Below are 21,632 nucleotides of genomic sequence, written 5' to 3' on the forward strand. Positions count from 1 at the left end.
GAAACTTTTGTTGTGTTTACGGTTTTATTATTGTCGTAAATATCATGAATTCATGATCTGGCTCAGCGCGCTGGCGGCATTGTTGATCTGGCGCGCAGGGCGTATCATCTTGCTCCCCCACCGAACAGACAGGACACCCCATGGAGCAAGCACTGCACGACGACGATAGCCCCGTACAGGAGGCCAGACTGTGGCAGGGCAATGGCTGGACGGCCCGCGTGATCAAGAACGAAGATGACGATGGCTGGGCCGTCGCCATGATCAAGGATGGCGAACCGGAGCCTGCGCTGGTGGGACCGTGGACTATGGGACGCGACAAGAAAAATCCCAAGCCGCTCGATCTGCCGGCCTTTCACACGCTGGTGAAAACGGCCAACGAAGTGCTGCGCCGCCACGAGCAGCAACTGCACGCGCAGCTGCACAAGCAGGTGCTGGTGAATACCCAAGCAGGGCAGATCAAGGTGCTGCTCGATATCGTGCCGGACGAAGACGACCCGTATGCCACCCTGAGCGCTGTCGATGCCGATGGCGAGCAGCTGGCGCAGGTGCGCGTGGCGCCCGACTTCAAACTGAGTGCCAGCAGCGCCGAGCGCTGGATAGACGGCGGTTACCGTCGTCCCTGAACCACGCTGTACGCTGCGCAGCCACGTCGGACGTCAGCAACGCACCGCCGCTATGGTCGTGCGCGCGGGGACCTGCTAGTATTTTCGTGTTCTTAGTCCGATTCAGGAAACCCGATGGAAAGTCGTCTCGCCCGCCTCGAAGCGGTTCAGGCCATGCTGCTGGAAATAGGCCAGAAGGCCAGCAGCTGCACGGATATCAGCGAATTTCTGCAAGCCGTGCACGCAGGGCTGGGGCGCATCATGTATGCCGCCAACTACTTTGTGGCCCTGAGCGATCCCGATGGCCCCGTCAATCAGGTGCGCTTCGTGTATTTCGTCGATGAAGTCGATGATCCGCCCGGGCGCGATGACCTGTTCGAACTGGTAGAAGGCGAGTCGCCCACGGCGGCGGTGATCATCAACGACCGCAGCATGGTGATGACGGCCGCCGAACATCAGGCGCGGCGCCAGCATAACGCCGGTTTCGGCATCGGCACCATCGCCGAACACTGGATGGGCTGCCCGCTGCATGACCTGAACCATCAGGTGCTGGGCGCCATGGTGATGCAGAGCTACGACAAGGAACACACTTACAGTGCCGAAGACCAGGCCCTGTTCGCCCAGATCGCCAACCATGTCTCGAGCGCCCTGCAGGGCTTGCGCAGCATGGACCGGCTGGAGCGCGCCGTGCAGGAACGCACGGCCCTGCTGGCGCATGAAGTGGCCGAGCGGCGCCGCGCCGAGAATATCCAGCGCGCCCTGTACGAACTGGCCAATCTGTCGGCTACGGCCACCGGCGGCAGCCGGCTGAATATGCGTTTGCACCAGATTATCAGCGAGCTGGTGCCGGCGCAGAACTTCCTGATGGCGCTCTACCATCCTGATACGCAGGAAATCAGCATTCCGTATTTTGTCGATGAGAAGGACGAGCAGGCGCCCGTCAAGCGCTTCGATTTCGGGCTGGGCATGTCGTCCTATATCCTGCAGCGCAAGCAGGCACAGATGCTGGACCGGGCCGGGCTGGAAGCGCTGATCGCCAGCGGTGAGCTCAAGCAGCCGCTGGGCAGCATAGACATTGCCAGCTGGATGGGGGCGCCCATGCTGCTCGGTGACACCGCCTACGGCGTGATCATCGTGCAGAGCTATGACGACAAGGTGATGTACAGCAAAGCCGATCTCGATATCCTGGCCTTCATGGCCAGCCACGTGGCGGTAGCGATAGCGCGCATGCGCGCCGACCGCGAAATCCGCCGCGCCAAGGAAGCGCTGGAAGAGCAGAATGCCGCACTGGAAGCGGCGCTGGAATCGCTCAAGGAAGCGCAGGGGGAACTGGTGCGGCAGGAGAAGCTGGCTTCGCTGGGCCGGCTGGTGGCCGGGGTGGCGCACGAAATCAATACGCCGCTGGGCATCTGCGTGACGGCCACCAGCCATCTGGTGGAAGAGCTGCGCCTGACGCGCGAAGATCTGGCCAGCGGCACGCTGGACGAAGAGGGCCTGCAGCAGTTCTTCGGCATTGTGGATCAGTCGTTGCGCATCATGACCACCAATACCCAGCGCGCCGCAGCACTGGTGCGCAGCTTCAAGCAGGTGGCGGTGGACCAGTCGGCCGACGATATCCGCAGCTTCAACCTGCGCCGCTATCTCGATGAAGTGCTGCTGTCGCTGCAGCCCAAGCTGAAAGGCAAGCCGGTTACGCTGGAGATCGAGTGTCCCGAGCAGATCAATATGGCCAGCTTCCCCGGCGCCCTATCGCAGGTGGTAACGAATATGGTGGTGAACTCGCTGGTGCATGGCTTCGAGCAGGGCGAGCCCGGCGTGATCCGGATTAACGTTGCGGTCGATGGCGATCTGATCGAGCTTAATTACAGCGATGACGGCATCGGTATGGACAGCGCGGCGCTGGCCCAGCTGTTCGACCCGTTCTACACCACCAAGCGCGGCACCGGCGGCAGCGGGCTAGGGGCGCACATCCTGTACAACCTGGTGACGGGCGCGCTGGGTGGCACCGTCAAGGTACTCAGTTCGCCGGGACTGGGGCTGCACTACAAGCTGCGCTTCCCCAAAATCCAGCGCAAGGTCGCTGCCTGAGCGCTGTGACGCGGCAGCGCGGCGCCTAGTCGGGGAAGCGCTGGTTGATTTCCAGCGCCTGGTCGATGTTCTGCACCAGCAGGTCGACATAGTGCGGGTCCAGATGCTGGCCGGCCACCGAGCGCAGGTGGGCTATCACCTGTTCCAGCGGCCACGCTTCCTTGTAGCAGCGCTTGTGCATCAGCGCGTCGAATACATCGGCCACCGCCACGATGCGCGCGTACAGGTGGATCTGCTCGCCCTTCAGGCCTTGCGGATAGCCGCTGCCATCGTATTTCTCGTGGTGCTGGTGGGCGATCACGGCCGCCGCCTTGAGGATGGGGCGCTGCGAACCGTTGAGGATGGACAGCCCCACGCTGGGGTGCTGCTTCATGATTTCCCATTCGTCCGCATCGAGCTTGCCCGGCTTGAGCAGCACGGCGTCCGGCGTGGCGATCTTGCCGATATCGTGCATCGGTGCGGCGTGCTGCAGCACGGCGGTTTCCTCGTCGCTCATGCCGCTGGCGCTGGCCAGCAGGTGGCATACTTCGGCCATGCGGCGCACGTGATTGCCCGCTTCGTTGGAGCGCGATTCCACCACATCGCCCAGACGCAGTATCAGCTCGGCCTGGGTGTCGGTGATTTCCTGGGTCAGTAGTATGTTATCGAAGGCGATGGCCACGCCCGAGCAGAACACTTCCAGCAGCTTGATATCGAGCTCGGAGATTTCCTCCACCCCTTTCAGGATCAGCAGCGAATGCTTGCCGCTGTTGTTGGGGAAGTAGCCGATATAGGTATCGCCTTCGAGCTGGGTAATCTTGTTGACCTTGGAGTGATCGAGCTGGGCCAGCAATTCGGGGCTGAGCAGCGGGCCGTCGATGTCGCCGATACGGGCCAGAATTTCGTAGTTGTTCTCGCCGCTGATGGCCGTGGCAGCGCGCAGGCGCAGCAGCATGCTCTGCTCCAGCCGCAGTAGCGCCACCACCTGCTGCAGCAGGCCGTTGGCGAAATCCTGCAGATTACGCTGCTGGAAAATATGCGCCGATGCGGCGATCACCCGTTCCAGCCCTTCGCGGTAGTGCACCTGCGCCTGACGCGCTTCTTCCACCTTCATGATGTCGCGGTAGGCGCGCAGGGCGGCAAAGGTGGTGGTAAACAGCTTGGTGCGATCGAGCTCGGTCTTTTCCTTGTAGTCGTTGATGTCGAAATTGACGATCACCCGTTCTTCCGGCGCCTGTCCCGGCTGGCCCGTACGCAGCACGATGCGGGTGAACTGGTTATTCAGGTCCTGCCGCATCCAGCGCGCCACTTCCAGCCCGCTGTCTTCGCTCTCCATCACCACATCGAGGAATACCAGTGCGATATCGCTTTCGCGCGCCAGCACCTCTTTAGCTTCGGCGCCGCTGTAGGCATGCACGAAGGTGAGGGCGCGGCCGTCGAGCCGGAAACGGCTCAGGGTCAGCTTGGTGATATCGTGGATGTCGGGTTCATCGTCGACCAGCAGGACTTTCCATGGCGCTAGTTTAGGCGACGACGGTGACAGAAAAGACATATGAGCGAGTTCCGCAAAAGGCACGAGGTTGGGGTTATCCGATTGTAGACCGGGCTTATCGCCATTGACAACAAGCAACAATCCGTGTTTTTGGGGAGTGTTGCAAAGCCGCAGTGGCGTGCTCAGGGCAGCAGCAACAATACTTCGTTTTAGGCAATATTGCCATCGCATTTACACAACAAGGCGCACTGGCCAGCAAAAAAGCCCGCAAGGAGGCTAAGCTCGTTGCGGGCGGGGGACAGCTGGGGGAAATCGGTACGGGCAGGCAGGTGCGGAGGCGTGCTGCAACGGACGCAATCTTAGCCGGATGTTATGACGCCAGCATGACAGGCGCTAACGGCCGGATTTGGTAACAAACTTATTCAGGCAGCGCAGCGGCGCAGGAAAGCGGCTATATTGCAGCTATATTGTTTGCAGCATCAAGCGCTGCACCGACTGTGAAGGAGTTAGTCATGCGAGCAAAGACACGCATACTGCTGGCGGCAGCGCTGCTGGCCAGTGGCGCCGCTGCGGCGCAAGTGAGCGTCAGCTATGTGAAGCCGGAAGATTATGCCGATGTGCCGCGCAATGCCATCGAGCGCGAACGGGTGCTGAAAGATTTCAGTAACTATTTCGACAGCTGGAATGCCAGACTGCCGGCCGGGCAGAGCCTGAAAATCGAAGTGCTCGACATCGATCTGGCCGGACGCATGTGGCCGCGCCGCAATGGTGGCGAAGATATCCGCGTGCTCAATGACGGCGCCGACTGGCCGCGCATGCGGCTGCACTACACGCTGGAACAGAACGGCCAGACGCTGCGCAGCGGCGACGAACAGCTCTCGAATATGAGCTATATGCAGCGCATCAACCGCTACTGGGAAACCGATACGCTGCGTTACGAAAAGCAGATGCTGGATGAGTGGTTCGACAAGACCATCGTGCCGAAAGTGGCGGCACGCTGATCTGGCACAGCCGCTGGCGGTTTAGTCCAGCCGGTTCACTCTGGGGAATTTGGCGCGGAATTCTTCCGGCATGGGCGTGACTTTGCTGGTTTTGTAGTTGAAGAAGACAAAGCCGTACTTGGCCATGGCCACCAGCGCGCGGTCGGCCGGGCGGGTGACGCGGAAGATGATATCGCCGCCGTAGCTATTGAAGTCCATGACTCCCACCTCGAAGGTCAGCACATCGCGCGCATGGGCTTCGGCGCGGTACATGGTGGACAGGTCGGTGACGATGATGCCCAGCCCCGTGCCATCGACTTCTTCCACGCCGTTTTCGTACAGGAAGCGCGCGCGCGCTTCCGACAGCATGGATATCATGGAGTCATTGCCGAGATGGTTGCCGGCGTTGATGTCGGTCACGCGGACCGTGAGCTGGGTGGAATAACAGAACTGGTTTTCGGGGAAATCGAGTTGCAGACGGGCCATGCTTACCTCACTTAGGAAGGCTTCATTCTAGCGCACGGCCCGCGCCGATTTACAGCTGTTCGGCCAGGAACTGTAGTGTATGTCCTCTAGCCAGTGCAGCGCTAGGCTGGTGGTAGGAACTGCGATGGTTGCAGTTAAAGCCATGTTCGGCCTGCGGATACACGTGGATTTCCACCTGTTCGTTAGCGTCGAAGGTGTGCGCAATGCTTTGCACTGCCGCGAGCGGGATGTGGCTATCGCGTGCGCCGAAGTGCATCAGCACCGGCCCGGTGATCTCGCTGGCGCGATCTAGCCCCAGCTGGATGCCGCCGCCGTAGTAGCACACGGCGGCATCGACCACGCCGTTGGCTGCCGTGTGATAGGACAGTTTGCCGCCGAAGCAGTAGCCCAGCGAGGCGATGCGCGGGCCCACGCCCGGCAGGGCGCGCAGTACGCTGGCGGTGGCGGCAACGTCAGCCTGTGCCAGCGCGAAGTCGGTGCCATTCATCAGCGCCACGGCGCGCTGCCAGTCCGCGCCTTCGTAACCGAGTTCGATGCGCTCGCCCTGACGCCAGAAGATGTCGGGTGCCAGCACCACATAGCCATCAGCCGCATACTGGTCGGCCACGTTGCGGATGTGCTGGTTGACGCCGAAAATCTCCTGCAGCAGCACGATGCCGGGGCCGCTGCCGCCGCGTGGCAGCGACAGATAGGCGCCGAAACTGCCGTTAGCGCTTTCTATATTGATCCACTTGCTATTGGTTTCCATGCCCTGTTCCTTTTAACGTTTGACCTTGCCGAAAGCATCGCCTGCCTTCCAGCTCTGCATTTCCGCCGCATTGCCGACGGCGTAGCCCAGGTTGAGCGTGAACTGGGCCTGCTGCACCATGCCCGACAGATCCCAGCTAGGGTGGTATTCGTCGCTGGTCTGGTGGTAGTCCTTCTTGAACGAGACCATCCTGGCGCTCGAATGTTCCTGATCGTGCTCGAATTCGAAGTGGCCGTCGCCGGAGAACACGGCCGACCCCACGTTAAAGGCCGGTACGCCGGCCTTGGCGAAGTTGAAGTGGTCAGCTCGGAAGTAGGCGCCCGACAGGTCGGGAATGGTCGGTGCCAGCTTCAGGCCCATTTTGCGCGCCACCTTGCCGGCGGCTTCGTATAGGCTGCTGCGCTCGGCGCCTGCCACGCCCATATCGATGGTGCGGCCGACAAAGTTCATGCTGTCCAGATTCAGGTCGGCCGTGGTCTGGTTCAGCGGCCAGGCCGGATTGCGTACATAGGCGGCGCTGCCCAGCAGGCCCTGTTCTTCGGCGGCCGGCCAGAGGAAGACCTGGGTGCGTTTGGCCGGATGCTTGACGGCTTCTGCCGCCATGGCCAGCAGCGCGGCCGAGCCGGAAGCATTGTCGATGGCGCCGTTCCAGATGTGGTCGTGGCCATCTTCCTTGCTTACGCCTTCGTCCATGCCCAGATGGTCCCAGTGGGCCGAGTACACCACGGCCTGCTGTTTCAGCTTGGGATCGCTGCCCGGCACTATACCGGCCACGTTGAACTGCTCGATCTGGCGGATGGCGCTGTGGATCTCGGCGTGCACGTTCAGTTTCAGATCGACCGGACGGAAGTCGCGCTGCTCGGCCTGGGCGCGCAGCGCATCGAGATCGAAGCCGCCAGCGGCGAACAGGCTGCGCGCCACTTCTTCCTGCAGCCAGCCTTCGATAGCGTTGCCCGAACCGGCCAGATGGAAGCGTTCATGGCTGAAGCCATTGGCCGGCACGCTCCATGGATAGGAAGCCGACGGCGTGGTGTGGATCAGCAGGGCGCCTGCTGCGCCCTGACGCACGGCTTCTTCGAATTTATACAGCCAGCGGCCATAGTAGGTGTAGGCTTTACCGGCGAAGCGGTTGGGTTCTTCGGCAGTCGGCTGCGGGTCATTGACCATCATGACCAGTATCTTGCCCTTCATGTCTATGCCTTTGTAGTCGTCCCATTTTTCTTCCGGGGCGATGGCGCCATAGCCGACAAATACCAGCGGCGCATCGATGCTGATGTCGGTTTTGCCGCCGGCCGTGCCGAATACGATCTCGCTGCCGTTGAGCGGCGTGATCTGCTTGCCGGCAGCGTTCTGGAAGCGTACAAAGCTATTTGCCAGCAGTTTGGTGCCTTCGATCTTTACCGGCATGCGGTAGCCGCCGCCAGCCAGCGGCTTGAGGCCGATGACGGCAGCCTGGGTTTCCAGATAGCGCACCGCCAGATCTCCGCCGCGCTGGCCGGTGCCGCGCCCTTCGAGCAGGTCGTCGGCGAGGAAGGACAGGTGGGCGCGCAGCGGACCCTCGCTTACTGTCGGAGCGTTCTGGGCGTGGGCGTGGAAGGAAGCCAGTGCGAGGCTGGTAGCGATGGCGAGGGCCGGGATGCGCATGTTTACTCCATGAAGTGTAATTCGGTGCAGAGGGCTTTATCTTACTTTACTTGTGGTAGCAACTGCACGCCGTGCCGTTGTAAAAATAATCGGATCGGATCAGGGGAGAACTATGAAAGTCATCATCATTACCGGTAGCTCGGATGGCATCGGGGCAGAAATGGCGCGCCAGTTGGCGCAGCGGCACGGCAGCGCAGTGGCGCTGGTGCTGGCCGCGCGCAACGCGGGACAGCTGGAGCAGGTGGCGGCCAGCTGTGCCGCCAGCGGCGCGCAGACGCTGGTAGTGCCCACCGATGTTTCGCTGCAGGCCCAGTGCGTCGCCCTGATCGAGGCCTGCGTGGCGCGCTTTGGCCGCATCGATGCGCTGATCAACAACGCCGGCCGCTCGGCCCACGCGCTGTTCGAGGAGGTGGAGAATCTGGCGTGGTACGAGGAGCTGATGCGTATCAATCTGTGGGGCAGCGTGTGGTGCACCCATGCCGCACTGCCCTATCTGAAGCAGACGCGCGGCAGCATCGTGGCAGTGTCCTCGCTGGCCGGTCTGGTGGGCGTGCCGGGGCGCACGGCCTACGGCGCCAGCAAGTTCGCCATGGGCGGCTTTTTCGAGGCGCTGCGGCCGGAACTGCGCGGCGCAGGCGTCAGCGTGACGATAGCCTATCCCGGCGTGGTGGCGACGCAGATCCGCCATCGCGGTTTCAACGCCGCTGGAGGAGCACTGGGGCGCAGCAGCCTGAAAGAGGACAAGGCCATGCCGGTGGAGCAGTGCGCCCGGCTGATTATCGATGGCATGGAAGCACGCCGGCGCGAGGTGGTGATGTCGGCCAAGGGCAAGCTGGGACGCTGGCTCAAGCTGATCGCGCCCGGACTGGTGGAGCGCATGGCGCTGGCCGCCGTGAAAAAGGAGGCGCAGCCCCATTAAACGCCGTGGGAGCGGTAAGTGGGCTGAAAAGCGCTATTTGTAAGCGAGTGTAAGAGTCGGTAAGCGCTTGTAATTGCCGTCAACTGGCGGGGGAGTCGGGCCGTTTTTTGCTCATGCGACACGGGATTGTCCCGATGCCGAAACCCAGAAAAGGAAATACATCATGACCAAAATCACCGCTTCCCTGATCGCCGGTCTGTTCGCTACCGCAGCATTCGCACAGACGCCTGCTGCCACCACGACCACCGCACCCGTGGTAAAACCCGCCGCAGTGAAAGCCGAAACTAAAGCTGAAACTAAGGCTGAAGCTAAAGTGGAAGCCAAGGCAGAAACCAAAACGGCTGAAGTGAAAGGCGCAAGCAAGGCGGCCGAAGTTAAAGCGGCGCACAAACCGGCCGAGGTGAAAGGCGAAGTTAAAACCGATGTTAAAGCTAAAGCTCACGAGGCTAAAGCAGAAGCCAAGACTGTCGAAGCAAAAGACACCGAAGTCAAAGCCGCCGACACCCATGTCGCCGCCAGGGCCGAATTGAAAACCGCTCCAGTCAAAGCCGAACACCAGGCTAAAGAATCCAAGGTCGCAGCACCAGTTGTTGTTGCAAAACACGAAGTAAAACCAGCAGTCGTTAGCAAGTAATCAGGTAGTAATTGACTCAGATTTAACCATATAAACCGTATATACCGTTAAGAGGAATTATCATGAAAAAAGTTATCGCCACCCTGATCGCCACCCTGTTCGCTGGTGCCGCTTTCGCTCAAGCTCCTGCGCCTGCCGCTTCGGCTAGCGCCAAAGCATCGGCTCCTGCTGCTGCCGCAGCAGCAGCTTCGGCCCCGGCTGCATCGACGCCTGCCGCACCGGTGGAGAAAAAGGTCAAGCATCACAAGAAGGCAGTTGCAGCATCGGCTAGCGCATCGGCTTCGGCTCCTGCAGCTTCGGCACCAGCAGCTAGCAAGTAATCAGGTAGTCACTGCAGCAGACTTAAGCATCTAAACCGTATAGACCGTAAAGAGGAATTATCATGAAAAAAGTTATCGCTACCCTGATCGCCACCCTGTTCGCTGGTGCCGCTTTCGCTCAAGCTCCTGCTCCTGCCGCTTCGGCGAGCGCCTCGGCTTCGGCTCCTGCAGCATCCGCACCGGCGAAGAAAGCAACTCATCACAAGAAAGAGAAAGCTGCAGCGGCTTCGGCTTCGGCATCGATGCCAGCAGCATCGGCACCAGCCGCCAGCAAATAAGCGTCAGCTAGTTAGCAACATCCTTCAGGTAGTACCCCGGCCGCCAGATCAAGCTGGCGGCACTAAGCTGACCTTCAGCTTGCAGCAAGCAGCGTCACCATGCAGGACGTGCCGCCCCGGACCAGTATGGCCTGGGCGGCGCAGGAACCCGGAAAGCACAGGCTGTGGCCTGTGTTTTTTTATGGCCGGGTGATTTAGCAGGAAATACTGTGATTTCGGCCATGTTTTCGCGAATTTTGGGCAAAATCGGGCTGAAAGCGGCCAGACAGAGTAAACTACGCACAAATTTCTTTCGCAATTAGGCGATTCGAACATACTTGTGAGTGACGCCATGTCTGTATCCCCCGTTTCCCCCGTAACCCTGTTCTCCGATCTGGACCTCAGCGCTCCCCTGATCAAGGCGCTGAAAGACGTCGGTTACGAATCCCCGTCGCCGATTCAGGCGGCCACCATCCCGCTGCTGCTCGAGAACCTCGACGTGCTGGGCCAGGCCCAGACCGGCACCGGTAAAACGGCAGCGTTTGCGCTGCCTATCCTGTCGCGCATCGATATCCGCCAGACCACGCCGCAGGCGCTGGTGCTGGCGCCTACGCGCGAACTGGCGATCCAGGTCGCCGAAGCTTTCCAGACCTATGCTGCGCATATTCCCGGCTTCCACGTACTGCCTATTTACGGTGGCCAGAGCTATGGCCCGCAGCTGTCGGCGCTGCGCCGCGGCGTGCACGTGGTGGTTGGCACGCCCGGCCGCGTGATCGATCACCTCGATAAAGGTTCGCTCGATCTGTCCAAGCTGAAAACGCTGGTGCTGGACGAAGCCGACGAAATGCTGCGCATGGGCTTTATCGACGATGTCGAGCGCATCCTGCAGGAGACGCCGGAGTCGCGCCAGACGGCGCTGTTCTCGGCCACCATGCCGTCGGCTATCCGCCGCATCGCCAACACCTATCTGCGCAGCCCGAAAGAAATCACGGTCGCTGCCAAGACCGGCACCAATGAAAACATCCGCCAGCGCTACTGGCTGGTGAGCGGCATGCACAAGCTGGACGCGCTGACCCGCATACTGGAAGCGGAAGATTTCGACGGCATGATCATCTTCTCGCGCACCAAGCTGGGCACGGAAGAACTGGCGCAAAAGCTGCAGGCGCGCGGCTTCTCGGCAGCCGCCATCAATGGCGACATCCAGCAGGCGCAGCGCGAGCGTACTATCCAGCAGCTCAAGGATGGTAAGATCGACATACTGGTAGCGACCGACGTGGCAGCCCGTGGCCTCGACGTGGAACGCATCAGCCACGTGGTCAACTACGATGTGCCGCACGATCCGGAAAGCTATACCCACCGTATCGGCCGTACCGGCCGCGCCGGCCGTAGCGGCGAGGCTATCCTGTTCATCACTCCGCGTGAAAAGGGTCTGCTGAAATCGATCGAACGCGCTACCCGCCAGCCTATCGGCATGCTGGAACTGCCGACCATACAGGCGGTAAACGATGTGCGTATCGCCAAATTCAAATCGCAGATCAGCGAGACGCTGGCGCAGGGCGAGCTGGAGCAGTTCCAGTCGCTGATCGAAGACTTCGAGCGCGAGCAGAATATTCCTGCCATCGAAATCGCTGCAGCGCTGGCCAAGATGGCGCGCGGCGATGTGCCGCTGCTGCTCGACAAGAAGCAGCAGATTCCGGCTGCCAGCTGGGATGAGCGTCCGGGCCGTCAGGTAGGCTTCGAGCGCGGCGACCGTGCCGAGCGTGCCGACCGCTTCCCGAAAAAAGAACGGGTGATGCGCGCGCCTGATCCGGGCATGCAGACCTTCCGCATCGAAGTGGGCTACCAGCACGGCGTCAAGCCGGGCAATATTGTCGGCGCAATTGCCAATGAAGGCGGGATAGACTCCAAGCATATCGGCCGGATCGAAATCTACGACGATTACACCGTGCTCGATATGCCGGACAACCTCGATAGCGAAGTGCTGGCTCATCTGGCCGGCATCAAGGTAGCTGGCCAGCAGCTGCGCATCAGCCGTGATGGCGAGACGCCGGCACCTGCCGCCGCCAAGCCGGCCAGCAAGGTAGCCAAGGCGGCTGCTCCGCTAAGCTCGGCCAGCTCGCCGCTGGCCAAGGCGGCACGCGTGGAAGCGGACGAACTGGCGGAAACCGCGCCCAAGAAGAAAAAGGAAAAGCCGGGCAAGATCGCAATACCCATGAGCGCTTTCCGCATCGAAGTCGGTAGCAACCATGCGGCCACGCCGGCCAACATCGTTGGCGCCATCGCCAACGAAGCAGGGCTGGAAGCCAAGCATATCGGCCGTATCGAAATCTTCGATACCTACAGCATGCTGGAGCTGCCGGACGGTATGCCGCCCGATCTGTTCAAGCATCTGGGTAAAGTCTGGGTAGGCGGCGCACAGCTGAAAATCAGCCATGCCGACCGCATGCCGCCGGAATCGGGCAAGTCCACGCCGCCGAAAAAACCGGCCGCCGGTGCGAAAGCCAAGAAGAAGTACTGATCCCCTTATGCTCACCTCCGACAGGGCCGCAAGGCCCTGTTGTGCTTGCTGTCCGTGCACGGACTCAGTGCGGCGATCTGTTGCATTGCACCAATAACAAGCTTATCATTCTTCAACAGGGCATGCTCAGGCCGTAAAGCATGGCTGCATGCCCTTGCGCCAGTCTGGCGCGCTTATTGCATATCCAAGACAAGCATGCGCTAGGAACCGGATACGGGAGGGCGGTGGATGGCTGGAATACAAGGGCGGGGTGAAAATGTTGCTACGCAATGAGCTGCTGCATTACACGCAGCCGGCCGCGCGCACCCTGCGCATACTGTGGATAGACCCGCGCCAGCGCTACGCCTATCTGTTCGATGTGGCCGGGCAGGGCAGCGAGGTGGAACGCTGGACGCTGGCGCGCATCCGTGCCGATCTGGAGGCGGGGCGCGCCAGCAGAGCACTCACTGACCCCTATCTGATGCTGCTGGGGCAGGAGCAGCCCGCGCCCAAGCATCTGGCGCTGCGTGACCGTGCCTGGCAGATCATCGCCCCGCTGGTCGCGCAGGAACCGGCCATTTATCAGGCCCATATGCGCGGTGCGCTGGTGGCGCAGGCGACCCGTCAGCATGGCGTATCGCATCCCACCGTGTATCGTTATCTGCGGCGCTACTGGCAGCGCGGGCAGACGCCCAACGCGCTGCTGCCCGACTATGCCAACTCCGGCGGGCGGGGCAAGGTGCGGCAGGCGTCGGAGGGCGTCAAACGGGGACGGCCGCGCAAGGACGGCGCAGCCGATAGTGCGGGCGTAAATATCGATGACGATATCCGCCGCGTGATACGGGTGGCGGTAGCGCGCTACGCGGCGGACCACGCGCGCTTCTCCCGTCAGGGTGCCTACCGGCAGATGCTGGCGGAGTTCTTCTGCAGCCGCCGCATAGATGGTGAAACGGGGCGTATCGTGGCGGTGCAGGCAGCATCCCATGCCAGTCTGCCCAGCTTTGGCCAGTTCAACTACTGGCTGGACTACGACGATGACAGGCCGTCACAGGTGCAGCGTCGCGCGGCGGGCGCAGCGCAGCCAGCGGCTGGCAATGCATCCTGCGCGATAGGACCGGCGCAGGATGAAGTCAGGCTAGCGGCGACGGGGCGTCCCGGCGCTGCCTACTATCTATCCGTGCTGCAGGCTGAGCTGCAACTGGTGTCGCGCGCAGACCGGCTGCAGACCATAGGCCGGCCATGGCTGTATCTGGTGACGGATGCCTATAGCGGCATGATTACCGGCTACTACATCGGCTTTGGTGGCGTGAATCGTGCCCATGCCCTGCTGGCACTGGCCCATTGCGGCGCCGATAAAGTGCGCTACTGCGCCGCACGCGGACGCGAAATCGCTGCGGCGGACTGGCCCGTGCAGCACCTGCCCGCCAGCCTGAAACTGGCGCCGGAGCTGGGTACGGGTGGCGTGTTTACGCCTTTGCTGAACAACTTCAATCTGCCCGTGTGCGTAGCGCTCGATACGCCGCAAGCGTGGCTGCCGGTGCTGCAGCGGCGCTTCCGGCTGCTGCCCGCGGCAACGCAGGCCGCCGAGGGGCGGCTGGATGGCGTGCTCGATCTCGATGAATTCCACCGTCTGCTACTGGACGCTATCCTCTACTACAACACCCGTGCTGTTCTGGATGGTGCTACGCCGCTACAGCGCTGGCAGCAGGGTATGGCAAGCCATGGCAGTTCGCTGCGTACCTATCCCGAACATCTGCTGCGCTGCAGCCTGTTGCCGGTGACGGATGCGCTGGTGTGCAGCGAAGGGATACAGCTATTCAGTCAATTCTATACCTGCATGCGCGCCTTCGACGAAGGCTGGTACGAGCGCGCCCGTACGCGCGGACCATGGAAGATCCGGATAGCCTATGACCCGGCCGACATGGAAACCATCTACCTGCTCGATGCCGCTGCGCCGATGCAGTATCACGCCTGCCATCTGCTCGATAGCAGTGCGCCCCAGCAGCTGGCGCAGGTCGAGTTTGCACTGCTGCCGCGCACTGCACTGCGTTCTGCCACCCCCGCACTACGTGCTACTACGCATACCTACGCCAGCTACGTGAACTAGCCTGGTGCAAAGGGCTTTCGGCCCGCAGATTCTCATCCCCGATTCCTGTTTTTTCACTGTGGCCGCATCGATCTGGTGCGTCCGCGGTGATTTTTATGCCGTGCATCCGGCAGCTGAAATTCCATTAAAAAAATAAAGTATTTTTCTCCCGCCTTTCATAGCGCTTACGCGCCCCGAGAAAGTAAACCATATGAATAAAGGCGCGCTTTCAATGTGAAGCAAGTTTATTTATTTATTCATTTGTGGCACACCGATTGCTAGATGGTAGTCATCGCGGCATCACTTGCGCATCAGACTTTTAGCAAATCGGTGAGGAAGCAGATGGAAAGCAAGACAGTAAAACAGTTTAAATCGTTTAGTTCTTTTACTCGCAGAGACTTCCTGTATCGCGCCGCTGCAGTTGGCGGAACGGGGCTGCTGCTCAATACCATGAATGCATGGGGCATGGGCATAGGTTCCACTACTTCGGAACCACCGGCCCTGACAGGCAGCGGCAAAGGCAAGAAGGTACTGATTCTGGGTGCCGGTCTGGCCGGCATGACGGCAGCCTACGAACTGGGAAAACTGGGCTACCACTGCCAGATACTGGAAGCGCGCAGCTTTGCCGGTGGCCGCTGCCAGACCGCCCGCAAAGGCTTCAGCCTGACGGAACTGGGCGGCGAGAAGCAGACCTGCGAATTCGATCAGGGCCACTACATCAACCACGGCCCATGGCGGATACCGCTGCATCACCAGTCTACGCTGCACTACACCCGCCTGTTCGAAGTGCCGCTGGAAGTGATGGTCAACGATAACGACCATGCCTTTGTGTACTCGGAAAATGCCGGTCCGTTTGCCGGCAAGCGCATGCGGGTAGCGGAAATCAAGGCCGATATGCGCGGCCACGTTTCCGAACTGCTGGCCAAATCCGTCAAGAACCGGCAGCTCGACCAGCAACTGACGCCGGACGATCAGCGCCTGCTGCTCGACTATCTGGCTCATGAAGGCCAGCTGTCCGGCGCCGACCTGCAGTACAAAGGCCGCAGTGGCCGTGGCTATGCCGTCAATCCCGGCGCCGGCATGTCGCCCGGCGCAGGCACGCCGTCCGACCCGCTGGGCTTCAAGGACCTGCTGGCCTCCAAGCTGGGCCACGTGTACAGCGCGGTGCAGGATTTCCCCATGCAGAACACCATGTTCCAGCCCGTCGGCGGGATGGACGCCATCGCCAAAGCGTTCGAGAAACGCGTTGGCAAGAATATCCGCTATCGCTCGGAAGTGCAGACTATCCGTCAGAACGACAAGGGCGTGACCGTCACCTACAAGGACACGGGCAGCGGCAAACTGGCCAGCATCAGCGCGGACTACTGCCTGTGCGCGATACCGCTCTCCGTGCTGCGCCAGATCGACACCGATTTTTCGGACAAATTCAAAAAGGCCATCGCTACGGTGTCCTATGCGCCGGTCGGCAAAATCGGCCTGCAGATGAAACGCCGCTTCTGGGAGGAAGACGAGCACCTGTACGGCGGTCATATCCTGACCGACCTGAAAGGCATCAATACCATCTCGCTGCCGTCGACCGGCTGGCAGGGGAAAAAAGGCGTGCTGCTGGGGTACTACCAGTACCAGACAGCCGCGATCGAAGTCAGCGCCCTGTCGCCGCAAGAGCGTGCCGCTTTTGCGGTGGCAGCCGGCCAGAAGATCTTCCCGCAATACAGCGAAAACTTCGAGACTGCCTTCTCCGTCGCATGGCACCGGGTGCAGTACAACCTTGGCGGCTGGGCGGAGTGGACTGAGAAGACCCGCGCCGCCGCCTACCCCACGCTGGTGGAAGGCGAGGGCCGCGTGCTGCTGGCAGGAGAGCATCTCAGTTATCTGACGGGCTGGCAGGCCGGTGCTATCGAATCGGCCTGGCAGCAGATCGCCAAAATCCATGCGAGGGCCAGTGTATGAAACAAGGCTTGTTCAAATTCGCGCTGCTCGTCGTAGCGGCCATTGCCGCCGCAGCCACGGCGCCGGCGCGGGCCGACGGGATGGATGGCAAGGCGCTGTTCCTGAAGAACTGCGCGGCCTGCCACCAGCCTACCGGCAAAGGCATACCGGGCGCTTTTCCTGCGCTGGCGGGGAACAAATTCGTGCAGGGCAAAAGCACCGAGGTGGCCACCGTGCTGCTCAAGGGGCGCGGCGGCATGCCGGACTTTAGCGACAGCCTGAGCGATCAGGATATTTCCACCATTCTCAGTTTCGTCCGCAGCAGCTGGGGCAATCAGGCCGCGCCGCTGAGCGAGGCGGAAGTGATGTCCCTGCGCGATGCGCTGCAGGTAGAACCATTCAGCAACGGCCAGATGTCCAACAAACATTGAAAGAGCACAGCCCATGAACAAAGCCCCTCAACTGAAACGCGTACTGGCAGGCCTGATGGTTCCGGCCGCGCTGGCACTTGCCTGCCAGAGCGCTGGCGCCGCACCGAAAGCCGACATTGTGCGCCACAAGATACCCGGCTCGGACTTCCCCATCGCGCTGGCGGTAACGGTGCCGCCCGCCGCCACGCTGCACTTCGTCAGCGGTCAGGTGCCTGCCGTGGTCGATGCCAGCGCCGCGCCGGATTCGATCGCTGCCTTTGGCGATACCCGAACCCAGTCGGAAACGGTGCTGAAAAAGATCAAGGAAATCCTGCAGGGGATGAAGCTCGACATGCCGGACGTGATCAAGATGACCGTGTATCTGGTCGGCGATCCGGCCAAGGGCGGCAAGGCCGATACCAAGGGCTTTATGGAAGCCTATACCCAGCACTTTGGCGGTAGCCAGACCAGCCTGCCCGCGCGCGCCGTGGTGCAGGTAGCGGGGCTGAGCAACCCCGGCTGGCTGGTGGAGATCGAAGTGCTGGCCGCGAAAAAATAATTCATCACAGCTTTACCCTACTTTACTAATCAACGAGGAATCACCATGCACAAGGTTCAACTGAAGACCGGCGTCGCCGCCGTGATGTCCACTCTGGTCATGGGCTCTGCCTATGCTTCCGCCCCGGCAGTTGATGCGGTGGCCGGTGCCGCAGCTGCTACTGCCGATGTCGCCGGCGAAGCAGTCAGCGCCGTGATCGTGACCGGTACCCGCGCTACCGGCATGAAAGTGGAAAACAGCGCTTCGCCGATACAGGTGCTCGATGCCAGCGCGCTGCAGCGCACCGGCCAGCCGGACCTGATCCAGGCACTGGCGCAGAATCTGCCCTCGTTTACGGCGCAGGCCTTTGGCGGCGACACCGCCAACCTGACGCTGTCGGCCCGTCTGCGCGGCCTGAGCCCGAACGATACGCTGGTGCTGATCAATGGTAAGCGCCGCCACGGCACCGCCAATCTGGCCGTGCTCGGTGGCCCGTATCAGGGTGGCGCTGCAGCTGATCTGAACTACATTCCCGTTGCCGCCATTGACCACATCGAAGTGCTGCAGGATGGCGCTGCCGCGCAGTATGGCTCGGATGCGATTGCCGGCGTGATCAACATCATCCTCAAGTCGAACAACCACGGCGGCACCGCGACTGTCACGGGCGGCGGCTATGCCGATGGCGGCGGGCGCACCGGCGACGGCGCTTTCAACGTGGGCATGGAGCCGTTCAAGGACGCCTACCTGAGCATCACCGGCGAATCCAAATACCATGGCTACAGCGACCGTGGCGGCATCGATCCGCGCGTGATCGAACCTTCGCGCATGGCGGCCTATCCGGGCATGTTCCAGCAGCCGGGCTACCCGTATGTCAACCATATTTCCGGCGACGCGCAGTACCACCTGAACGTGCTGGCGGCGAACTTCGGCTACGATTTTGCCGAGGGCAGCCAGCTATATGCGATTGCCACCTACGGCCACAAGGAAGCCCGCGCCTACGAGAACTACCGTCTGCCTAACCGTCTGCCGAAAGTCTACCCGACCGGCTTCTCGCCCAAGGAAACGCTGAAGCAGGACGACTTTGCCCTGACGGCCGGTATCAAGGGTACGCTGGCGGGCTGGAATATGGACCTGAGCAGCACTTACGGCAAGGACACCAGCAAGATCGGCGTGGCCGATTCGGGCAACGTCTCGCTGTTCAATGATACCGGCTCCACGCCGACCAACTTCCATGCCGGTGCCTTTATCGCCAGCCAGCTGACCACCACGCTGGAGGCCAGCAACGAATTTGCCATCGGCTGGGCCAAGCCGCTGACGGTGGCAACTGGTCTGGAACATCGCATCGACAAGTACGAGATCGAAGCCGGTGATGCCGCTTCGCGCTATAAGGAAGGTTCGCAGTCGTATCCGGGCTTCTCGCTGACCGACGCCGGTTCGCACCGTCGTACCAACGAAGCCGCCTATATCGACTTCGCCGGTAATCCGGTGGCCGATCTGACGCTGGATCTGGCCGCGCGCTACGAGCACTTCAGCGATTTCGGTAACGCCAAAGTGGGCAAGTTCACCAGCCGCTACGATTTCACGCCGGCCTTCGGCCTGCGCGGCACCTTCAGCAACGGCTTCCGCGCGCCAACGCTGGCCGAGGAATACTACTCGGCCACCAACGTCAGCCCGACCAGCGCCTTCGTGCAGCTGGCGCCGAATTCGGCAGGCGCCAAGCTGGTGGGGGTGGATGGCCTCAAGCCTGAGCACTCGACCAACTTCAGCCTCGGCATGGTGCTGAACCCGACCAGCAATCTGGCCATCACGCTCGATGCCTACCAGATCACCATCCGTGACCGTATCGTCGGTTCCGGTGCGCTGTATGGCTCGGGTGGCTCAGTCAATTCGCCAGCCGTGGTGGCAGCCATCAAGGCTAACGGCAATGTGCTTGACAGCACCGTCAGCCAGACCGGTATCAACATCTTCTCCAACGCCGTCAACACCCGCAGCCGCGGGCTGGAGTTTGTGGCGACGCTGGCCGAGAGCTACGGCACGGCAGGTAAAGTAGACTGGTCGCTGGCGGCCAACTACAACAAGGTCGAAGTGGTGAAGATCAATCAGGCGCCTAAGCAGTTGCTGCCGCAGACGCTGCTGGACCAGACTGCCATCTCCGATCTGGAAACCGCTTCTCCCAAAGTACGCCTGAATCTGGGCGCGCTGTGGAAGATCGGTAACTGGACGGTCAACCTGCGTGAAGCGATCTATGGCCCATCCTCTGAATATGGCAGCGAAGATGGTTCGGTCTACCACAAGACGGAAATCAGCACCAAGGCGATTACCGATCTGGAAGTGGGCTACAAGCTGAGCAAGGAATGGTCGATCGCGGTCGGTGCCAACAACCTGTTCAACAAGTACCCGAACGGCAAGAGCGCCTTGCTGCTGGCGGATGAACGTGCGGCCCTCGACAACGCTGCCGTCACAGTGCTGCCTTCGTTCTCGCCATTCGGCATCAACGGCGGCTACTACTACGCCCGCGCCAACTACAAGTTCTAAGCACGCCAGAACCCTGTAGCCGGACGGCCGCCAGCGCAAGCTGGTGGCCGTTTTTCTTTGGGTGTAGCATGGCGCCTTCTGATGGAGACTAGCGATGCTGAAAAAAATGCGTACAACCTTGCTGGCTGCCGCCGTGGCGGGCAATGTGGGGGCGGCGGCTGCGATGAGCAGCGCGGCTACGGTTACCGTGCCTATGAGCTTGCAGGATTATCTGGCCCTGCATGGCCCTGCGCCCAGCGCCCATGTGGCCTATGGCACGGCACCCTCGCAGTACGGCGAACTGTTCGTGCCGGCCGGCGCCGGACCATTCCCGCTGGCCGTCATCATCCACGGCGGCTGCTGGATCAAAGAGTTTGGCGGCATCACCCAGATGCGCAACATGGCGGCAGCACTGACGCAGCAGGGCATCGCCGTGTGGAATGTGGAATACCGCCGCTACGACGAGGCGGGCGGCGGCTATCCCGGCATGTATCAGGACGTGGCCAGCGCCATGGACCAACTGCGCCAGCTGGCCGCGCAACATCCGCTGGACCTGCAGCGCATCGTGCTGGTGGGGCATTCGGCCGGCGGCCATCTGGCCCAGTGGGCCGCCTCGCGCGCGCGCCTGCCGCGCAGCAGCCCGCTGTATGTGGCGCAGCCGCTGGCGGTGTCCAGCGTGATCAGCCTGGGCGGGCTGGCCGACCTGCGCCATGAGGAACGCCTGATCAAGACCAGCTGCGACCGCGATATGGTGCAGCTGACCGGCCGCCCCAGCGCCAGCCGCCCCGATGTATTTGCCGATACCTCGCCCGCGGAAATGCTGCCAGCCGGTGTGCGCACGGTGCTGATCCATGGCGAGCTCGATGTGATTTCGCCTGCCCGCGCGGGACAGGATTATGCGCGCCGCGCGCAGGCGGCAGGGGATGCGGCGGAAGTGATCGTGCTGCCGGGCGCCAGCCACTATGATGAAGTGTCGGCCAGTTCGCCGGCATGGCTGATCGTGGGCGGGCAGATCCGCCGTGCGCTGGGACTGGCGCCGCTGTAGCAGATCAGTAGCGGTCGTATTTGCGGGCGTCGCCCTGTACCTGTGCAGCGGGATACTTCTGCGCATTCAGGGCGATTTTTTCCAGCGCGGCGGCGTGCAGATCGACACCGGTTTTGTCGGCCAGCTGCACCAGATACAGCAGCACGTCGGCCAGCTCGTGGCGGATGCCGGTGCGGGCCGGTTCATCCAGTTCGTGTTCGGCGCCCGTCACCAGCCACTGGAAGTGCTCCATCAGTTCGGCCGCTTCGACCGAGAGGGCCATGGCCAGATTCTTGGGGGTGTGGAAGGTCTGCCACTGGCGTTCGCTGGCAAACTGGCGGGTCAGGTCGCGCAGGGCGATCAGGCTGTCCTCGGGCGGGCTGGAGCTGGTCATGGTGTTTTCAGGCTGGGAACGGCGAGGCCTGATGATAGCACCGCCGTTCGCCTGCCTGTGCCGCCGATGACGTTTTTGCACCTTTCAATCC

At 61.6% G+C, this 21,632-nt stretch carries 19 protein-coding genes; 14 read left to right on the top strand and 5 right to left on the bottom strand.

From position 1 onward, the window contains the following. Positions 1-140 precede the first annotated feature (140 nt). Both GTP27_RS16785 and GTP27_RS16790 read left to right on the top strand, forming a co-directional pair. On the top strand, positions 141-623 hold the full coding sequence (locus GTP27_RS16785) for a hypothetical protein (protein ID WP_161040317.1): 483 nt from the start codon (positions 141-143) through the stop codon (positions 621-623). 114 nt (positions 624-737) lie between these two features. After that, complete coding sequence (locus GTP27_RS16790; protein WP_161040318.1) at positions 738-2,690, top strand: GAF domain-containing sensor histidine kinase; 1,953 nt, start codon at positions 738-740, stop codon at positions 2,688-2,690. Between the two features lie 25 nt (positions 2,691-2,715). On the opposite strand, the gene GTP27_RS16795 is transcribed toward GTP27_RS16790, so the two are convergent. Continuing rightward, positions 2,716-4,221, bottom strand: a complete 1,506-nt coding sequence (locus GTP27_RS16795; protein ID WP_161040319.1) for an HD domain-containing phosphohydrolase — start codon at positions 4,219-4,221, stop codon at positions 2,716-2,718. Between the two features lie 452 nt (positions 4,222-4,673). Here GTP27_RS16795 and GTP27_RS16800 point away from each other — a divergent pair, with 452 nt between their 5' ends. Then, a complete protein-coding gene (locus GTP27_RS16800; RefSeq protein WP_161040320.1) occupies positions 4,674-5,162 on the top strand; it encodes a DUF3016 domain-containing protein in 489 nt (162 codons plus the stop codon). Between the two features lie 21 nt (positions 5,163-5,183). On the opposite strand, the gene GTP27_RS16805 is transcribed toward GTP27_RS16800, so the two are convergent. From GTP27_RS16805 to GTP27_RS16815, 3 genes are read right to left on the bottom strand one after another with little or no spacing between them, the layout of a single operon-like run. Next, a complete protein-coding gene (locus GTP27_RS16805; RefSeq protein ID WP_161040321.1) occupies positions 5,184-5,627 on the bottom strand; it encodes a thioesterase family protein in 444 nt (147 codons plus the stop codon). Positions 5,628-5,676: 49 nt separating this feature from the next. Then, complete coding sequence (locus tag GTP27_RS16810; RefSeq protein ID WP_161040322.1) at positions 5,677-6,375, bottom strand: dienelactone hydrolase family protein; 699 nt, start codon at positions 6,373-6,375, stop codon at positions 5,677-5,679. 12 nt (positions 6,376-6,387) lie between these two features. Then, positions 6,388-8,019, bottom strand: a complete 1,632-nt coding sequence (locus GTP27_RS16815) for a M28 family peptidase (RefSeq protein ID WP_161040323.1) — start codon at positions 8,017-8,019, stop codon at positions 6,388-6,390. 112 nt (positions 8,020-8,131) lie between these two features. On the opposite strand from GTP27_RS16815, the gene GTP27_RS16820 reads away from it, so the two are divergent. From GTP27_RS16820 to GTP27_RS16870, 11 genes are all read left to right on the top strand, one after another. After that, a complete protein-coding gene (locus GTP27_RS16820) occupies positions 8,132-8,938 on the top strand; it encodes an SDR family oxidoreductase (RefSeq protein ID WP_161040324.1) in 807 nt (268 codons plus the stop codon). A 163-nt stretch (positions 8,939-9,101) separates the two neighbouring features. Continuing rightward, positions 9,102-9,572 (top strand): hypothetical protein, encoded by a 471-nt coding sequence (locus GTP27_RS23820; RefSeq protein ID WP_229634081.1) that lies wholly within the window; start codon positions 9,102-9,104, stop codon positions 9,570-9,572. A gap of 62 nt (positions 9,573-9,634) precedes the next feature. Beyond that, the gene (locus GTP27_RS16830; RefSeq protein WP_161040325.1) at positions 9,635-9,892 is read left to right on the top strand and encodes a hypothetical protein; all 258 of its coding nucleotides are present in this window, start codon (positions 9,635-9,637) and stop codon (positions 9,890-9,892) included. Positions 9,893-9,954: 62 nt separating this feature from the next. Continuing rightward, positions 9,955-10,170 (top strand): hypothetical protein, encoded by a 216-nt coding sequence (locus GTP27_RS16835; RefSeq protein WP_161040326.1) that lies wholly within the window; start codon positions 9,955-9,957, stop codon positions 10,168-10,170. 331 nt (positions 10,171-10,501) lie between these two features. Continuing rightward, positions 10,502-12,667 (top strand): DEAD/DEAH box helicase, encoded by a 2,166-nt coding sequence (locus tag GTP27_RS16840; RefSeq protein ID WP_161040327.1) that lies wholly within the window; start codon positions 10,502-10,504, stop codon positions 12,665-12,667. Between the two features lie 256 nt (positions 12,668-12,923). Next, the gene (locus GTP27_RS16845; RefSeq protein ID WP_161040328.1) at positions 12,924-14,753 is read left to right on the top strand and encodes a TnsB C-terminal domain-containing protein; all 1,830 of its coding nucleotides are present in this window, start codon (positions 12,924-12,926) and stop codon (positions 14,751-14,753) included. Positions 14,754-15,074: 321 nt separating this feature from the next. After that, entirely contained in the window at positions 15,075-16,682 is a 1,608-nt protein-coding gene (locus GTP27_RS16850; RefSeq protein ID WP_161040329.1) for a flavin monoamine oxidase family protein, read from the top strand. Continuing rightward, complete coding sequence (locus GTP27_RS16855) at positions 16,679-17,092, top strand: c-type cytochrome (protein ID WP_161040330.1); 414 nt, start codon at positions 16,679-16,681, stop codon at positions 17,090-17,092. The genes GTP27_RS16850 and GTP27_RS16855 overlap by 4 nt, the downstream gene beginning before the upstream one ends. Positions 17,093-17,105: 13 nt before the next feature. Beyond that, positions 17,106-17,630, top strand: a complete 525-nt coding sequence (locus tag GTP27_RS16860) for a RidA family protein (protein ID WP_229634083.1) — start codon at positions 17,106-17,108, stop codon at positions 17,628-17,630. Between the two features lie 45 nt (positions 17,631-17,675). Then, entirely contained in the window at positions 17,676-20,144 is a 2,469-nt protein-coding gene (locus GTP27_RS16865) for a TonB-dependent receptor plug domain-containing protein (protein WP_161040331.1), read from the top strand. Positions 20,145-20,238: 94 nt separating this feature from the next. After that, positions 20,239-21,168: an alpha/beta hydrolase gene (locus GTP27_RS16870; RefSeq protein ID WP_161040332.1), complete on the top strand. Its 930-nt coding sequence runs from the start codon at positions 20,239-20,241 to the stop codon at positions 21,166-21,168. A gap of 4 nt (positions 21,169-21,172) precedes the next feature. On the opposite strand, the gene GTP27_RS16875 is transcribed toward GTP27_RS16870, so the two are convergent. Next, positions 21,173-21,541 carry a nucleotide pyrophosphohydrolase gene (locus GTP27_RS16875; protein ID WP_161040333.1) on the bottom strand — a complete coding sequence of 123 codons (369 nt, stop codon included), beginning with the start codon at positions 21,539-21,541 and terminating at the stop codon, positions 21,173-21,175. Positions 21,542-21,632: the final 91 nt, after the last annotated feature.

The sequence above is a fragment of the Duganella qianjiadongensis genome (assembly GCF_009857915.1).
Classification (GTDB): domain Bacteria; phylum Pseudomonadota; class Gammaproteobacteria; order Burkholderiales; family Burkholderiaceae_D; genus Rugamonas; species Rugamonas qianjiadongensis.

Coding starts and splice junctions, on each gene's coding strand:
- GTP27_RS16845 (WP_161040328.1), top strand. CDS start 12,924: ATGTTGCTACGCAATGAGCTGCTGCATTACACGCAGCCGGCCGCGCGC.
- GTP27_RS16835 (WP_161040326.1), top strand. CDS start 9,955: ATGAAAAAAGTTATCGCTACCCTGATCGCCACCCTGTTCGCTGGTGCC.
- GTP27_RS16815 (WP_161040323.1), bottom strand. CDS start 8,019: ATGCGCATCCCGGCCCTCGCCATCGCTACCAGCCTCGCACTGGCTTCC.
- GTP27_RS23820 (WP_229634081.1), top strand. CDS start 9,102: ATGACCAAAATCACCGCTTCCCTGATCGCCGGTCTGTTCGCTACCGCA.
- GTP27_RS16875 (WP_161040333.1), bottom strand. CDS start 21,541: ATGACCAGCTCCAGCCCGCCCGAGGACAGCCTGATCGCCCTGCGCGAC.
- GTP27_RS16795 (WP_161040319.1), bottom strand. CDS start 4,221: ATGTCTTTTCTGTCACCGTCGTCGCCTAAACTAGCGCCATGGAAAGTC.
- GTP27_RS16850 (WP_161040329.1), top strand. CDS start 15,075: ATGGAAAGCAAGACAGTAAAACAGTTTAAATCGTTTAGTTCTTTTACT.
- GTP27_RS16870 (WP_161040332.1), top strand. CDS start 20,239: ATGCTGAAAAAAATGCGTACAACCTTGCTGGCTGCCGCCGTGGCGGGC.
- GTP27_RS16865 (WP_161040331.1), top strand. CDS start 17,676: ATGCACAAGGTTCAACTGAAGACCGGCGTCGCCGCCGTGATGTCCACT.
- GTP27_RS16840 (WP_161040327.1), top strand. CDS start 10,502: ATGTCTGTATCCCCCGTTTCCCCCGTAACCCTGTTCTCCGATCTGGAC.
- GTP27_RS16790 (WP_161040318.1), top strand. CDS start 738: ATGGAAAGTCGTCTCGCCCGCCTCGAAGCGGTTCAGGCCATGCTGCTG.
- GTP27_RS16855 (WP_161040330.1), top strand. CDS start 16,679: ATGAAACAAGGCTTGTTCAAATTCGCGCTGCTCGTCGTAGCGGCCATT.
- GTP27_RS16820 (WP_161040324.1), top strand. CDS start 8,132: ATGAAAGTCATCATCATTACCGGTAGCTCGGATGGCATCGGGGCAGAA.
- GTP27_RS16860 (WP_229634083.1), top strand. CDS start 17,106: ATGAACAAAGCCCCTCAACTGAAACGCGTACTGGCAGGCCTGATGGTT.
- GTP27_RS16810 (WP_161040322.1), bottom strand. CDS start 6,375: ATGGAAACCAATAGCAAGTGGATCAATATAGAAAGCGCTAACGGCAGT.
- GTP27_RS16785 (WP_161040317.1), top strand. CDS start 141: ATGGAGCAAGCACTGCACGACGACGATAGCCCCGTACAGGAGGCCAGA.
- GTP27_RS16800 (WP_161040320.1), top strand. CDS start 4,674: ATGCGAGCAAAGACACGCATACTGCTGGCGGCAGCGCTGCTGGCCAGT.
- GTP27_RS16830 (WP_161040325.1), top strand. CDS start 9,635: ATGAAAAAAGTTATCGCCACCCTGATCGCCACCCTGTTCGCTGGTGCC.
- GTP27_RS16805 (WP_161040321.1), bottom strand. CDS start 5,627: ATGGCCCGTCTGCAACTCGATTTCCCCGAAAACCAGTTCTGTTATTCC.